Raw genomic sequence first — 15,581 nt, 5'->3', positions numbered from 1 at the left:
ATTGTCAAGTGAAACTGGGCTTGGATTCATTATACATTAAAGCGAAAATGCATGACATCACCATCGCAAACGATATATTCCTTACCTTCTAAACGTAATTTACCTGCTTCTTTAGCACCTTGCTCGCCGCCGCATTGAATAAATGCATCATACGCTATAACTTCGGCACGAATGAAGCCTTTTTCAAAGTCCGTATGGATTACTCCGGCAGCTTGGGGGGCGGTAGCTCCTTTAGAGATGGTCCATGCTCTTACTTCTTTAACTCCCGCAGTAAAATAAGTTTGTAATCCTAATAGTTCATAGCCTGCTCGAATTACCCGATGCAATCCCGGCTCACTTAATCCTAAATCTTCCATAAACTCTTGGCGATCAGCCTCATCTAACTCTACGAGTTCTGCTTCAGTTGCTGCGCATAGAGCAACAATACTTGCTTTTTCCTGTAGCGCCAATTCGCGTACCTGCTCCAGCAACGGATTATTTTCATATCCATTATCATCAACGTTTGCGATATAAAGCACGGGCTTTGCTGTGAGTAAGAAAAGTCGACGTGAAATGGGCTCTTCTTCAGCAGTGAGTTCAAGTGTACGAACTGGGTAACCTTCATCAAGATGCGCTTTAATTTTTTCTAATGTTTTCACTTCAAATAACGCTTCTTTATTTCCACTACGACTGTTTTTTCCAGCTTTTAATAAGGCTTTTTCGAGAGTTTCCATGTCTGCTAAAGCCAATTCTGTGTTAATGACTTCAATATCGCTTAATGGATGAACATGACCTTCTACATGGACTACATCAGTATTTTCAAAGCAACGTACTACATGGGCAATGGCATCGGTTTCACGAATATTTGCTAAAAATTGATTGCCTAATCCTTCTCCTTTTGAGGCTCCTTTAACAATACCTGCAATATCAACAAATTGCATGGTTGCTGGGAGTACTTGCTGAGGGTTGACTATTTTACTTAAAGCGTCAAGGCGTGGATCAGGGACAGTCACAATTCCCACATTAGGTTCAATAGTACAAAAAGGATAATTTGCTGCTTCAATGCCCGCTTTAGTCAGTGCATTAAATAAAGTTGATTTACCAACATTGGGCAAGCCCACTATTCCACATTTAAATCCCATATGTCGTACCTCTAAAAAATGTTATATTTAGGATGCGTACCAAAGTACACACATCCTTAAGCGTTTAATTGATTCATTGCTTTGGCGAAATCACCAGAAAAAATGCAGGGCATTACAGCAATACCCCTATCAATCGCATCATAAGTTAATTGTCTTTCCTGTGCTGTAGGTTTACTGAGCACAAATTGATGGACTAAGTCTTTATGTCCAGGATGGCCAATCCCAATACGCATACGGTGAAATTCTGCGCTTCCTAATTGGGCAATGATATCTCTTAAGCCATTATGACCTCCATGGCCTCCACCTGTTTTAAGTTTAATGCGCCCTGCAGGTAAGTCTAACTCATCATGAACAATTAATATCTCATTTGGTTGAATACGATAAAATTGACTTATAAGACGGGTAGGTTGGCCACTGTGATTCATAAAAGTGGCGGGTAATGCCAATTTACACAGATGTTGATTTAATTCTAAATCAACCAGCTCAGCCTGCATCTTTTTTTCGAGTCTAAAGAAGATACTATATCGTTGTGCTAATGCTGAGACTAGCCATTCTCCTGCATTATGACGGGTATGTTCATAAGCTGAGCCTGGATTACGTAAACCGATAATTAGTTTAATGGCCATGGATGATAAGCTCTTTGCTGTGGTCGTAATTTTGGACTTATGTTGCTTGGGTGAAGCAAAGTGGGCAAGGATAAAATTAAATACGTCTCCAAGCTTTTTAAGGTTCACCCAGGTTCTATTTATTGTATTACGTAACAATAAGAAGATAAATTAGTTATTCTTCGCCTTTCTCAGAGTCAATGGTAGGTACCGCTGAGGCTGGAGTCTCTTCTGTTTCTTCTTCTGATGCCGCACTTATTTTAGACATATGAATGCTTACCACAGGTGCATCATGACTTCCGTCAGTAACATCAACAGTAAGTTGTACTCCTTTAGGTAATTTTAAGTGAGATAAGTGAACTACATCATCAACTTTAACTTCAGACATATCTACATTAATAAATTCAGGTAAGTCTTTTGCTTGGCAACGGACTTCTACTTGAGTCATGGTGTGGTTGATGATACCACCTGCTTTAATACCAGGAGCTTTTTCTTCATTAATAAAATGAATAGGCACTAATTTAACAAGAACATCAGTTTTAGAAACACGTTGTAAATCCATATGCATTACAACAGGTTTATAAGGATGGCGTTGTAATGCTTTTAAAATGACATGTTCTACTTTACCATCAACGGTAATATCGAAAACACTTGAGTAAATACTTTCAGTTTCTAACGCTTTGATTACTTTGTTATGTTGAAAATGAATAGAAGTGGGTTTTTTATCGCCACCATAGATTACCGCTGGTACTTGATTTTCAAGACGACGTAGGCGGCGGCTCGCACCTTTCCCCATATCCGTTCTTGTTTGAGCTTCTAAAAGGATGTTTGACATTATATACTCCTAAAATTGATTAAGTCCTTTGAAATTTAATCCGCGACCAGACTAAATACCGGATAAAAATCCGGAAAGGGTGGCGAAGTATACAATATTTTAAAATGAACTTGAAGTCATAGTCATAATTTCATAGAATATGCGACTTTATTGAATTTTTGATAGCCAAGCAGGCGAGTTGGAGAAAAATTATGTATGCAGTAATCAAAACTGGCGGTAAGCAATACACCGTGAAGGAAGGTGATGTATTAAAAATTGAATTACTGCCTGAAGATGTTGGCAATGAAATACAATTTAAAGAAGTATTAATGCTCGCTGATGGCGATAAAATTGTTTGTGGATCTCCGCTAGTTGATAAGGCTACAGTGAAAGCTGAAGTGCTTGATCATGGTCGCCACAAAAAAGTTAAAATTATTAAGTTTCGTCGTCGCAAGCACCACAAGAAACAAATGGGGCACAGACAATATTATTCGCAAGTTAAAATTACTGCGATAAGTAAGTAAGAGAGGAATAGCAATGGCTCATAAGAAAGCAGGTGGTAGTACTCGTAACGGCCGCGATTCGAATCCCAAGTATCTTGGTGTGAAGCGTTTTGGTGGTCAATTTGTTAACGCTGGTGAAATTATCGTAAGACAACGTGGTACACGTTTTCACCCAGGCCCTGGTGTTGGTTGCGGTCGCGATCATACTTTGTTTGCTTTGGTTGAAGGTTTAGTACAATTTGTTGTTAAAGGAAGCAAAAATCGTAAGTATGTTACTATTGTTGCAGAACAAAAAGAAGAAGCTGCAAGTTAATCTGAGCTATTCGAAGTACATATGAATAGATAAATTGTAGCTTTGCTGCAATGTTCTCAGGTTTAAAAGCAAAAAATTTCCAGTTTTTGCTGTATTAGGCTTTTTTTATCCCCTAATGCAATGTCGTCTTTAGCCCCGGCAACGGGGTTTTTTATTTTTGAGGTAGGCCATGAAATTCGTTGATGAAGCAGTAATAAAAATAGAAGCAGGCCATGGAGGAAATGGTTGCTTAAGCTTCAGACGCGAAAAATTCATACCTCGTGGTGGTCCCGATGGAGGAGATGGCGGAGATGGTGGCAGTGTTTACTTTGAAGCCAGTACCGATTTAAATACCCTCATTGATTTTCGCTATATGCGTCACTATAAAGCAGGAAATGGTCAGCAAGGAATGGGAGGAAATTGCACGGGAAAAAAGGGCGATGATTTAATCATTAAAGTTCCAGTTGGAACTCTGATTTATGATATGGATACTGATGAATTGTTGGGTGATATTAAAGAGCCTAATGTTCCGGTATTAATTGCTCAAGGTGGTTTTCATGGCCTGGGAAATACGCGCTTTAAGAGTAGTGTTAATCGTTCACCACGCCAAACAACCCAAGGAAGTTTAGGGGAGTCAAGAAATTTACGGCTGGAATTGCGCGTCTTGGCGGATGTCGGATTATTAGGATTACCTAATGCAGGAAAGTCAACTTTAATTCGCGCTGTTTCAAGCTCAAAAGCTAAAGTTGCTGATTATCCTTTTACCACGTTACATCCTAGCTTAGGTGTTGTGAGTGTTTCCTCTCATAAAAGCTTCGTTATGGCTGACATACCAGGTCTAATCGAAGGTGCTTCTACCGGAGCAGGTCTTGGACATCGTTTTTTAAAACATCTTTCCCGTACTTGCGTGCTTTTACATGTGATTGATATAGCACCCATAGATGGTAGTGATCCTGTCGCTTCTGCCCAAACGATCATTAACGAGCTGGCACAATATAATCCAGAGCTACTCAAAAAAAATCGCTGGTTGGTGTTGAACAAAATGGATACCTTACCTGACACAGCAAGTCGAGAGGAAAAGATCCAGTCTATAGTGACCGGACTTAATTGGAAAGATAAAGTGTTTGCTATTTCAGCCATCAGCGGTGAGGGAACACAACAATTATGTTATTCTCTTATGCAATTGATTGATGAGATGAAAGAGTCGGAAGAATAACTGTTTTGTCGCATGTGGGGTTTAATTACAGAAACGGGGTAAATACGAACTGAGCAATGGTTCTCGTATTCTTTTTTAAATTAGCCATATAAAGAGCTTTAAGTCTTTTAAAGAAACTGCTAAATACCTCAACTAGGCATTAATTGGTCATTGGCGAAATAAAATTCGTAAAACCAGGGGGCTGAGCTATTACCTCTAAGACACATTGTAACCGTTGACTGTTGTTGTAAATAAAACCGTAAAATCCGTTCTAAATAGAACCCTGAATCATCAAAGGTTTATTAAGAACGGATTCTTTACAAAGGCTCGAACCTGTATAAGCATTCTAGGAGCTAGGAAAGGTGATTCATCCATCTTTTTTCTTGATTACTTGTCTAACAAAAATTTATTGGCCGATGTATTTTAGATTGCGAATTAATGGACTCCAGCTTCATTAGTTGTGCCCTGATGCTAAATCTAATTTTTCATATCGGAAAATTCCCAATTAGTGTTTTCATTTGTTGCCCGCACCATTTATTGGTGGGTTATTAGAGCTTTCTATACTCGTGTCACTTTCTTGCAAAGGTGATGGATTAATAAAAAATGAGTGTGGATTTTTTGACTTAAAATGTTTGAATGCTTTTCTATCTGTATCGGTGGTTGGAGATTCAACTATCTTTTCTTCAGTATCAATAAATCGATGTAAACACTGTTTAAGAATCAAATTTTCTTTTTTAGTATATTTAATTACTGCTTCTCCATCTTGAAAAGAAATTTCTGGATAATGACTGTCAGGTTTAAAACGTGTGCTTGCTAAACGTTCCCAACCTTTCATATCTTTAACCATATAACTTACAATTCTTTTCATCGCTATATACCCCCTTTAAAAAAGTCAGCCATAATATACTAATTTTATTCTTATTTCATAGAGTAGGGTTAAATTACAGGCAAATGCGAATCATAGTAAAAATACGATTTTTATTAATTATGACTAGCAGATCAATATTATGTTTTTATAATTTAATTTAAATAGTTAATTAATTATTCCTTAAGATTGTTACTGGCTCTAATGGAGATAATAAATCAGTTTTTTGCTCAAAGCATTGGATTATATTCTCTCCAAAAATATAAAAAACTCTATTTAACAGTATTTAGCAGTGCTGAGCGAGATGCAATCTATGTCATCGATAGCTTATTGCACAATGAGGCAATAACTAGCAATTTCCATTCAACTGATACACATGGGTATATAGAAATGGTTTTTGCTGTCTCTCATTTAATCAATTTTACTTTTGCTCCGCGTATTAAAAGATCTTGCTTCCACGAATTTAGTCAGTTTTGGAAGAATAAAAGCAGAATTAGAAAGTAAAAATTACGCTGTTAAGCCAACTTGCTATGTCAATGAAAGCAAGATTAGACATTATTATTAAATATTAAATGTTATCAATTTTTCTTCTAGAGGCATTTTGTTTTGTTTCTGGTCGCTAAATGGCTTAATCCCATTAGCTGGACTCTTTCCTGAGAGTACTCTAGTTCCGATCGTAACAGCCTTTCGTAATGCAACCTTGAATCCTAGTAAAAAAAATTCTTAATGTTTTCGAAGACCTAGTATTGATTTCAGTGTATATAGCTCTGGGATGGCTTTACAGTATCTTTTTCTATGTCTATGATATGTGTAACATAAATCAAAAGAGGTCATCATGTCTCCACGAGGAGGAAAAAGAGAAGGAGCTGGACGTCCCAGAGGCGAACCAACCAAAATTATTCGTATACCCGTATCTCAGCTTGAGGATTTTGCGCGATTAAAAAACCAACCTGATTGCCAATTGCCTATATTTTCCAGCAAAGTGCAAGCAGGGTTTCCTTCACCTGCTGATGATTACATCGAGGGTTATTTGGATCTAAATACGAAGTTTATCAAGCATCCTTCCGCCACATTTGTAGTACAAGCGATAGGTGAATCTATGGTAGATGCAGGTATTTTTTCAGGTGATTGGCTTTTGGTCGATAGAAGCATAGAACCATCAGACGGCCGTATTGTGATTGCGGCGATTAATGGCGAACTAACGGTAAAACGTTTGTTTAAAAAGACTGGCAAGGTACAGTTGCTTCCTGCTAATCCTCAATTTAAACCCATTGATATTACGGAGGAAAGTGACATGGTGATTTGGGGTGTGGTTACTTTAGTGCTTCATGAGCTCCCTTAACATGTTTGCCTTAGTAGACTGCAATAATTTTTATGCAAGTTGCGAACGTTTGTTTCGCCCTGATTTAAAAAACATCCCGATTATAGTGTTATCCAATAATGATGGATGTTGTATTGCGCGCTCCAGTGAGGCTAAAGCGTTAGGCATTGCGATGGGAGAGCCCTATTTTAAAATTAAAAGATTGTGTGTGCAGCATGGAGTGAAGGTTTTTTCTTCGAATTATCCCTTGTATGGCAACATCAGCCAAAGAGTGATGTGTATTATTGAGGAAACTTGGCCCCATGTAGAAATATACTCTATTGATGAAGCTTTTCTTGATTTAAGAAGTTTACCGGGTTCTCCTGATTTATTTTGTCAGGAATTGCAGAGGAAAATACTAAAGCATACAGGAATTCCAACCTCCATAGGCATTGGAGCTACTAAAACTTTAGCTAAGATAGCAAATTATTTATGCAAAAAAATTTATAACACTCCTGTGTTTAATATCACTTCTCATCGCGAGCAATTATTAAAGCAGATTTCTGTCGGTGATATATGGGGGGTAGGGCGACAATGGGAAAAAAAATTAATTTCTCGTGGAATTTATACTGCTTATGATTTAGCAACCACAAATATTCATCTTCTGAGGAATTGTTTTAATGTGGTGTTGATGCGAACTGCAATGGAGCTTCAAGAAATTGCTTGTGGAAACATCGAAGAGATAGAGTCGAAACAAAGCATTATATCCTCGAAAAGTTTTGGGCAAATGCAAACACAACTCCCTTCAATCGCAGAGTCCGTAAGTAGTCATTGTGCACGTGCGGTGGAAAAAATGCACTGCCAACAATTAGTGGCACAGCGCATAAGTGTTTTTGTTCATACAAATCGCTTTCGGAGAGATTTGGCGCAACACGTTCAATCCATAGAGTTTTGCTTCATCAATCCAACGGATGATTTGCGCATAATCACAAAGAGTGCAAAGCAATGCCTACATCGAATTTTTAAAGCAGGAAACTATTATAAAAAGGCGGGGGTGTGTCTTAGTGGTTTAGTCCCTAAAAATCAACGCCAACTGGATATGTTTCATCAACCAAATGATGAACAATTATATAATTCAGCGCGACTGATGGATGTGTTTGACCAAATTAATCAAAAATACGGAAGAAGTACGATTCGTCTTGCAGCAGAAGGCTACTCCAAACCTTGGGCAATGCGCGCAGAACTTAAATCTCCAGCTTATACAACTCAATGGAGTGATATTCCACGAGTAAGGTTGTATTAACAGTGCTCTTTTATCGATGCTATGTTTTAAGCGAATAAACAAAAGACATACTATGGAACTTATAAACCCAAACAGAAAAATAATTCATATTGATATGGATTGTTTTTATGCTGCGATTGAAATGCGAGATTTTCCTGAGTTGGCAAATAAGCCTATTGCGGTAGGAGGGGATGCTAATCGTCGCGGGGTTATTGCTACTTGTAATTATATAGCTCGCCAATTCGGAGTACGCTCCGCGATGCCAACAGCACAGGCATTTAAATTATGTCGACAGCTTATCTTGCGACCAGTACGTATGGAGGTCTATCAAAAAGAAAGCCACTACATTCGCGCTTTGTTTGCAGAATACACGGATCTTATTGAACCGTTATCTTTGGATGAGGCTTATCTTGACGTCACTCATTCTATGCAATGCAAGGGAAGCGCGACTTGGATAGCACAAGAACTGCGGGAGCGAATTTATCGAACCCGAGGACTTACGGCGAGTGCTGGTATTGCTCCAAACAAAAGTTTGGCAAAAATCGCCAGTGATTGGCATAAACCTAATGGGCAAATGGTGATTAGACCAGAAGAAATTACTGCATTTATGCATCATTTACCGGTGCGTAAATTATTTGGGGTAGGGCCTAGGATGGAGGAAAAATTAAATGCATTAAATATTAAAACATGTGGTGAACTGCAGCACTATTCAATTGACGCTTTATACAAAGAATTCGGTGTTATGGGACAAAGACTCTATGAATTAGCTCGAGGAATTGATCATCGTCTTGTCAATCCTGATCGCATTAGAAAATCCATCAGTGTAGAAGAAACCTATCTCACAGACTTGCCTGATGGAGCGGCGTGTTTGGCTGCTTTGCCCGAACTGATGGCACGTCTGGAATTACGAATACAACGGCTAGGAAAAATTTCTGGAATTCATAGTTTGTTTGTTAAACTGAAATTTAATGATTTCCAGAAAACTACGGTGGAATGTGTACACGATAAGATGGACTTTATTATTTTACAACAGCTCATTCAAGAAGGTTTTTCCAGAAAATATATGCCTGTAAGATTATTGGGTATAGGTGTTAAATTAAGGCAAGAAAAAATAAATGAGATGATTCAGCTCCCTTTGTTTGACTTATAACCCCTTGTGAATGAAAAATAATAGGTACATGAGCGCTTGTCCTGTAGATTTTTGTATTAATTTATTGAAATAATCAATAAATAACTGAAAAATTAATAGTTGATATACATATAATTGATGTGTTTCAATGCTGATGTTTTTGTATCATTGCAGAACAAAATATTCACAATGGGATGTATCATAATGTCAAGTCAAGTAGTAATACGTGGTAGTGATATACTTACGACAGTAAGTGTAGACAATCTTCGAGAAGTAACAGCGAATGAGTTGAATGCAACTGCGGCTCTAAATCCTTCAGTTCCCAAATACAAACCCGATGGATGTGGTGTAATTCTGCTGTTTCATACTCCAGACCATCAAATACATGGGCTTGCGGGCTTAAGAAATAATCCAGCCTTAAAAGACAAATTGACATCTGATGGAGCGTTATTTCCAGATCAAGTGAATACTACAATTGGCGGTAAGCTATCTGATCCAAATAAATCGCTCCATGAATCAATCATGAGTGCTATAAAATATAAAATGTTTTATGAGAATATGTTCTCTGAAACCCCACAGATATATCTAGCCCAAAAGGTTATCAAATCATTAATCGACGCGATTGAAGCTCCAGAAGGGTGGTCAAATAATTTCTGTGTTCATACTGACTCCTGGACCAATAAGGATGGTTCTACGGGAACTATGTGCTTTATCACAGCGATAAAGCATGTCAATTGTACCTATGAAGATTTAGAGAAGATAAAGATGGCTCTTGCAACTATTATGGATTATAAGAACTCTCAAGGTGAGGCTGAGCGCAATATATCAGATTTTGATTTTTATCCTTTTCTTGCAACCATGAGAAATGCGACTAACGAATATCTCATTACACGCTCCGAGGTTGAAAAAGCAGAAATTGCTTATTTACATAACGCGCGAGTGACTTTCAATGATTTATGCTTGGAGGCATTTAGAGTCAATAATAGTTATACTCAATTTAGAGGTTCTGTTGATTTAACTCTTGACATCGAAAGCCCTGCTCTTTCGCCTGCATTGTAACTTTTCTATAACTGTGAAAGTGAGCGTTATAAATTTTTAAAATAACGCCCACTTAAATCATTCATTACTAATGACTTGTATAAGTTTTTTATTGCCTAAAGGATCTTGTTTTATTATTTTAGATGAGTGCAAAAATTTCATAGAAAAATTGAAAAATCACTAATATCTATTGACATTTATCCTTATATTACCTAATAACAAGAAAAGATGATTTTTTTTATAATAAGCACTGCTCTTATTGAACAGTTTTTAAGATTTATTGCGTAAGTGAAGGAGAGATTATGGAGTTTTCAAGCCGTTATGTAGCGCATATCCCGGACGCTCAAGGGTTTGTAAATTATTCTGCAGAAGAAAGCAGGATTTGGAAAACTTTATTTGAACGGCAAGTGAAGTTATTACCTGGAAGAGCTTGTGATGAATTTATAAGCGGATTAAAAACTTTAGGTATTAACTCTGATGCCATACCACAGATTCCAGACTTAAGCCGATGTCTTAAAGCTGCGACGGGTTGGCAAGTATCTGCTGTTGCTGCCTTAATTTCTGCCCGCGAATTTTTTGAATTATTAGCCACAAAACATTTTCCAGTAGCTACTTTTATACGTAGTGAAGAAGAATTGGATTATGTAAAGGAGCCTGATATTTTTCATGAAGTTTTTGGTCATTGCCCTATGTTGACAGATAAAGTTTATGCCGAATTTGTTTATGATTATGCCCGTAAAGTTTTAACTTTTCCTGAATCTGATTGGGCCTTGTTGCAACGTATGTTTTGGTTCACTGTTGAGTTTGGTCTAATTAAAACCCAAAAAGGATTAAGAGCTTATGGAGGTGGTATACTTTCATCAATTAGTGAAATTGTTTACAGTGTAGAAAGTGATATTCCGCTTAGAGTGGTTTTTGAACCAATACCGGCATTTCGTATGCCTTACCGTATCGATATGCTACAACCGATTTATTTTGTCATTAACGATTATCAAACTTTGTACGATTTTGTTTTGTCTAACATAAAGCAACTTTTAGCACGAACTCGAGAGTTAGGTGAGTTTCCGCCTTTTTTCGCAGTGGATCCGGATAACCCTAATATTCATATTAGAGCGTGTTAATGTATCTTGGGACAATGATGAGAAGTATATATTGTAATGAACAGCCAGTCTTGTTAACATCGAGCAACCTAGTTTGTTCATTGGCTGTTTCAAGTCAAGGAGCATTATTTGATTAAAGTATTAATTGTTGATGACCATGCATTGGTTCGAATGGGTATTCGACGATTACTCGAAGATATGTCAGATGTAGAAGTTGTTGCTGATGCAGAAAGTGGTGAACAAGCTTTAGTGTTAGTAAAGCAATATTCCCCTGACGTAGTTCTTTTAGATATGAAAATGCCTGGGATTGATGGCTGGGAAGTAACGCGTCGTCTGAAAAAATCAAATCCACATGCTAAAGTTATAGCTGTAACTGCAATGTGTTCTGATGTATTGCCCACCCGTGTTTTGCAATTAGGGGCTATGGGGTATCTCACTAAAGAATCGGGTGCTGAAGAAATGGCCGCCGCGATAAGGAAGGTAGCTAAAGGGGAAAAATACCTTAGTGCTGAAATTGCTCAAAAAATGGCAATCAATAGTCTGGAAGAAGCACAAGGATCCCCTTTTAATGTATTATCGGAACGAGAAATGCAAGTCATGTTGATGATTACAAGTGGCATGAATGTACAAGAAATCAGCGATAGGCTTTTCTTGAGTACTAAAACGATCAATGGCTATCGTTATCGCACTTTTGAGAAGTTAGGTATAAAAAATGATGTTGAGCTGACCTACTTAGCTTTGAAGCATGGAATCATAGAAAATCCTACTGGTTTGACGTCAGAAGAATAGCAAGTTGCTGCGTTAAAGGTTTCCCATTATAAGCCTTTAAATTGTCATGTTAAAAACGCAGGTTTATCTTTTTTTCGTCCAAGCTATAATCTGTTGCTTCATAAAAATACTGCTATCATTATCACTATGAATATTTCTAAAGAATTGACATCCTTCCTCGCTAAACTTCCTAATGAGCCGGGTATCTATCGAATGTTGGATGAAGAGGGTACTGTGCTGTATGTGGGTAAAGCTGCCAATTTGAAAAAACGAGTTACGAGCTATTTTAATAAGCAAAACACAGGGATTAAGACACGTTCTTTAGTTACTCAAATTGCTTCTATAGAAATTTCAGTTACTCGAAGTGAGACGGAGGCATTACTTTTAGAAAGTAACCTTATTAAAACGTTAAAACCTAAATACAATGTTTTATTACGGGATGATAAATCTTATCCTTATATTCATCTTTCTAATCATCCTAAATTCCCTCGAATAGAGAGTTATCGCTCGAAAAAAAAGCCGCTTTCTGGGGATTTCTTTGGTCCTTATCCGAGTAGTGGCGCAGTAAAAGAAACAATAGTAACCATTCAAAAAGTATTCAAAATTCGTAATTGCCGTGACAGCTACTTTAATGCACGTTCACGACCTTGTTTGCAGTATCAAATTAAGCGCTGTGCCGCCCCTTGTGTTAATTACATTTCTCCAGAGGATTATAAACGTTCAGTACAAGACGCCATGCGTTTTTTGCAAGGCAAGTGCCAATTAATTCTTGATGAATTAGCAAAGCGAATGGATAAAGCGGTGAGCGAGTTGAATTTTGAAGAAGCAGCTCTTTTGCGAGATCAGATTAAAAGCTTACGATTAGTCCAGGAGCAACAAGGAATTTTACAATTACAAGGAGATGCAGACGCCATTGCTATTGAGGTAACTCCGGGGTTTGCTTGTGTGCAGTGTGTGACCATTCGTGAAGGGCAAATATTGACCAGTCGTAGTTATTTTCCCTCTTTGCCACAAAAAGGATTGGATGAGGAACTCAGTATGGAAAATCTATGGCAAGAAATTTTTAGTGCTTTTATTGGTTTTTATTACTTAGATGCGCCGGAGAAAATCCCAGCGTTAATTATTACAAATCATCCGGTTGATGATCAGCAGCCCCTTCAAGACGCTTTATCGCAGCAACGTGGTAAATTGTGTAAGCTTCAAGTCAATCCCCGTGGTGTTAAATCCCGTTGGATGGATTTTGCATTGAATAATTTGCGTGTTTCTGTTGCTGACTACATCACGAAACATTCTACAATGAGATCTCGTTTTCAAGAGTTAGAGCAGTTTTTAGGATTGAAAGAGCCAATTGAGCGAATGGAGTGTTTTGATATAAGTCATACACTTGGCGAGGAGACTGTGGCATCTTGTGTGGTATTTGAACAAGAAGGACCATGCCCTAATCAGTATAGGCGTTTTAATATTGAAGGTATTACGCCGGGTGATGATTATGCTGCTATGGAACAGGCAATTACTCGTCGTTTTAAACGTTTAGTAGAAACTCAATCTTTACCTGATGTACTCATTATTGATGGAGGTAAGGGGCAGGTTGCTGTTGCCCAAAAGGCACTTTCATCTTTAAATATATTCTCTGTAATTTTATTGGGCATCGCAAAAGGACCGTCACGAAAAGCAGGATGGGAAAAACTAATTTTAGTTCATGACGCACTGGAGTTGAGCTTGCCTGATGATTCTAAGGCATTACATTTGTTACAACATATCCGTGATGAAGCGCATCGCTTTGCGATTACTGCTCATCGTAAGAAAAGACAAAAAAAACAGATGGATTCCATTCTTGAGGATATAGAAGGGGTAGGCAGAATACGCAGACAAGCATTATTGCATCGTTTTGGAGGGCTGCGTGAACTTGCAAAAGCTCCACTAGAAGAAATTGCTAAGGTGCAGGGTATTAATGAGCATTTGGCAAGGCGCATTTTTCAATTTTTTCATGGTGAAAATATATTATTATGAAAAATGCGAGCAAATAACAAGATAAGGTGATTTTTATTTTAACATAAAGATTTTTTTGTGATTATTAATGCCAGTTTTAACGAATAGAGGATGAGAATATTATTTATAACCCTAGCAAAATTTCTAGTATTCGTACTACACTTAGGTTAGATATGCTCGAATAATAATTAGAACAAATTGTATTTAAGCACAGATCTCGCAGTTAAAAAAATAAAAAGTAAGGTGAGGGGGGCATATGTATAAAATACTTTCCATTGCATTAATGATGCTCATGGGTGCTGTAGTAAATGCCGCTAATTTTTATGGCACAGGATTATGTGGTTATCCTCAATATGACTGTATTAAAGTAGAGTCAGGGCAAAGTTGGGAAACTTTATTTCCTGATCCTACCCAACGTGATATTGTACAAAGGGTTAATCGTACTTATAACCCTCTATGGGCTGGTAAGGTTATTGCGGTACCAAAAAACTTAGCGTATCTCACTGTTTTTGATGTTTCTCCTTTCCCGCTCAAGATACCCGATGAGCATCAAAAGCTAATTATTGTAGATCAAGATAAATTAGCTTATGCCGCTTACGATGCTGAAGGTAACTTGGTAAAATGGGGGCCTATTTCATCTGGAAGAGATAGATGTCCTGACGCGAATCGTTCTTGCCGGACCTTAACAGGTATTTATCGTGTCTTTAGTAAAGAAAATGAGAAATGTACATCAGATGTGTTCCCGATCGGTAAAGGTGGAGCCAAGATGCCTTTTTGCATGTTCTTTCATAAAGGCTTCGCATTACATGGCTCTGAAGATATACCAGGAGTCAGAGCAAGCCATGGCTGTGTGAGGATGTTTACTGCTGATGCTAAATGGTTAAATCAAAATTTTGTTGAATTATCCAGTGAACGCAATAAGTTCATGGGTACAACAATAATTGTCCGTCCAATAAATGATAGTGAGTGAGAAAAATGATGAATACAATAAAAAAATTCACTTCGATTTCATTGATTATTTTCTTAGGGTTGTTATCTACTCATCTTGACGCGGCTACTAAATCCAAAAAAAATAAAGAGGGTGATGCACAAGCAAAATCCGCAAAAGAAGAAACTCGATTTCCCATAGGGTGCAGGCCAGTTGGGTATAAGGAGAGTTTAAAAATATTGAGCCTTTATCCAGGAAAAGAAGGGGCGTTGCAATCTTTATATTTCTTCTTTAACAAATTGCCACAGACTGTGAGTTTATATCAAATGCGTGATGAGGACAGTGAGTATTCAACACGCGTGAATCACTCTATTGGCGGTAACCAATGGGCAGTTTTAGCAACAGGGGAACCTTTAGTCAAATTTATTTGTACTTTAGGAGATGGTAAAACTTCCTATGGAAAAATTTTAGATTGTGCTGACACGATTAAAGTGTGTGAGTACGTTAATGTCAAATTTGGTCTAAATAATAAAGGTAATTATTGGATCGTAGATGGTGCTACCAGAAATGAGGCAGTTAATGGGGTAGTGCATTATGGCATAATACCTGGGGTATAAATCTGAATCATAAAAAAATTCAGGTTAAATTGCCG

Annotated in this window: 17 protein-coding genes; 13 read left to right on the top strand and 4 right to left on the bottom strand. The window is 37.6% G+C overall.

The window, feature by feature from the left end:
- Positions 1-29: 29 nt before the first annotated feature.
- The 3 genes from ychF to EL220_RS13685 form a co-directional block, all read right to left on the bottom strand.
- Positions 30-1,121, bottom strand: a complete 1,092-nt coding sequence (ychF, locus tag EL220_RS13695) for a redox-regulated ATPase YchF (RefSeq protein WP_027272055.1) — start codon at positions 1,119-1,121, stop codon at positions 30-32.
- 56 nt (positions 1,122-1,177) lie between these two features.
- Positions 1,178-1,747 carry an aminoacyl-tRNA hydrolase gene (gene pth, locus EL220_RS13690; RefSeq protein WP_027272054.1) on the bottom strand — a complete coding sequence of 190 codons (570 nt, stop codon included), beginning with the start codon at positions 1,745-1,747 and terminating at the stop codon, positions 1,178-1,180.
- Positions 1,748-1,901: 154 nt separating this feature from the next.
- Positions 1,902-2,561 (bottom strand): 50S ribosomal protein L25/general stress protein Ctc, encoded by a 660-nt coding sequence (locus EL220_RS13685; protein WP_027272053.1) that lies wholly within the window; start codon positions 2,559-2,561, stop codon positions 1,902-1,904.
- A gap of 191 nt (positions 2,562-2,752) precedes the next feature.
- Here EL220_RS13685 and rplU point away from each other — a divergent pair, with 191 nt between their 5' ends.
- The 3 genes from rplU (at position 2,753) to cgtA (ending at position 4,551) form a co-directional block, all read left to right on the top strand.
- The gene (gene rplU / locus EL220_RS13680; protein ID WP_003635427.1) at positions 2,753-3,064 is read left to right on the top strand and encodes a 50S ribosomal protein L21; all 312 of its coding nucleotides are present in this window, start codon (positions 2,753-2,755) and stop codon (positions 3,062-3,064) included.
- Between the two features lie 13 nt (positions 3,065-3,077).
- The gene (gene rpmA / locus EL220_RS13675; protein ID WP_027272052.1) at positions 3,078-3,356 is read left to right on the top strand and encodes a 50S ribosomal protein L27; all 279 of its coding nucleotides are present in this window, start codon (positions 3,078-3,080) and stop codon (positions 3,354-3,356) included.
- Between the two features lie 169 nt (positions 3,357-3,525).
- A complete protein-coding gene (gene cgtA, locus EL220_RS13670) occupies positions 3,526-4,551 on the top strand; it encodes an Obg family GTPase CgtA (RefSeq protein WP_027272051.1) in 1,026 nt (341 codons plus the stop codon).
- 493 nt (positions 4,552-5,044) lie between these two features.
- Here the strand turns inward: cgtA and EL220_RS13665 are convergent, their stop codons facing one another.
- The gene (locus tag EL220_RS13665) at positions 5,045-5,398 is read right to left on the bottom strand and encodes a hypothetical protein (protein ID WP_027272050.1); all 354 of its coding nucleotides are present in this window, start codon (positions 5,396-5,398) and stop codon (positions 5,045-5,047) included.
- A 201-nt stretch (positions 5,399-5,599) separates the two neighbouring features.
- Here EL220_RS13665 and EL220_RS13660 point away from each other — a divergent pair, with 201 nt between their 5' ends.
- From EL220_RS13660 to EL220_RS13615, 10 genes are all read left to right on the top strand, one after another.
- Complete coding sequence (locus EL220_RS13660; RefSeq protein WP_027272049.1) at positions 5,600-5,899, top strand: Tn3 family transposase; 300 nt, start codon at positions 5,600-5,602, stop codon at positions 5,897-5,899.
- Between the two features lie 331 nt (positions 5,900-6,230).
- The gene (locus EL220_RS13655) at positions 6,231-6,737 is read left to right on the top strand and encodes a LexA family protein (protein WP_027272048.1); all 507 of its coding nucleotides are present in this window, start codon (positions 6,231-6,233) and stop codon (positions 6,735-6,737) included.
- Positions 6,724-7,998 carry a Y-family DNA polymerase gene (locus tag EL220_RS13650; RefSeq protein WP_027272047.1) on the top strand — a complete coding sequence of 425 codons (1,275 nt, stop codon included), beginning with the start codon at positions 6,724-6,726 and terminating at the stop codon, positions 7,996-7,998. Before EL220_RS13655 ends, EL220_RS13650 begins: the two co-directional genes overlap by 14 nt.
- Positions 7,999-8,059: 61 nt before the next feature.
- Positions 8,060-9,127, top strand: coding sequence for a DNA polymerase IV (gene dinB / locus EL220_RS13645; protein WP_027272046.1), 1,068 nt, complete (start codon positions 8,060-8,062; stop codon positions 9,125-9,127).
- Positions 9,128-9,310: 183 nt separating this feature from the next.
- On the top strand, positions 9,311-10,165 hold the full coding sequence (locus EL220_RS13640) for a hypothetical protein (RefSeq protein WP_027272045.1): 855 nt from the start codon (positions 9,311-9,313) through the stop codon (positions 10,163-10,165).
- 281 nt (positions 10,166-10,446) lie between these two features.
- A complete protein-coding gene (phhA, locus tag EL220_RS13635) occupies positions 10,447-11,265 on the top strand; it encodes a phenylalanine 4-monooxygenase (RefSeq protein WP_027272044.1) in 819 nt (272 codons plus the stop codon).
- A gap of 108 nt (positions 11,266-11,373) precedes the next feature.
- A complete protein-coding gene (gene letA, locus EL220_RS13630; protein WP_058390698.1) occupies positions 11,374-12,033 on the top strand; it encodes a two-component system response regulator LetA in 660 nt (219 codons plus the stop codon).
- A 126-nt stretch (positions 12,034-12,159) separates the two neighbouring features.
- Entirely contained in the window at positions 12,160-14,022 is a 1,863-nt protein-coding gene (gene uvrC / locus EL220_RS13625; RefSeq protein ID WP_027272043.1) for an excinuclease ABC subunit UvrC, read from the top strand.
- Between the two features lie 235 nt (positions 14,023-14,257).
- The gene (locus tag EL220_RS13620; RefSeq protein ID WP_027272042.1) at positions 14,258-14,971 is read left to right on the top strand and encodes a L,D-transpeptidase; all 714 of its coding nucleotides are present in this window, start codon (positions 14,258-14,260) and stop codon (positions 14,969-14,971) included.
- A gap of 8 nt (positions 14,972-14,979) precedes the next feature.
- Positions 14,980-15,546: a hypothetical protein gene (locus EL220_RS13615; RefSeq protein ID WP_027272041.1), complete on the top strand. Its 567-nt coding sequence runs from the start codon at positions 14,980-14,982 to the stop codon at positions 15,544-15,546.
- The last annotated feature ends 35 nt before the right edge of the window (positions 15,547-15,581 follow it).

It is taken from the genome of Legionella sainthelensi (assembly GCF_900637685.1).
Lineage (GTDB): Bacteria > Pseudomonadota > Gammaproteobacteria > Legionellales > Legionellaceae > Legionella > Legionella sainthelensi.
The sequence above is the reverse complement of the archived record's forward strand: the minus strand, read 5'-3'. Positions and strand labels throughout refer to the sequence as shown.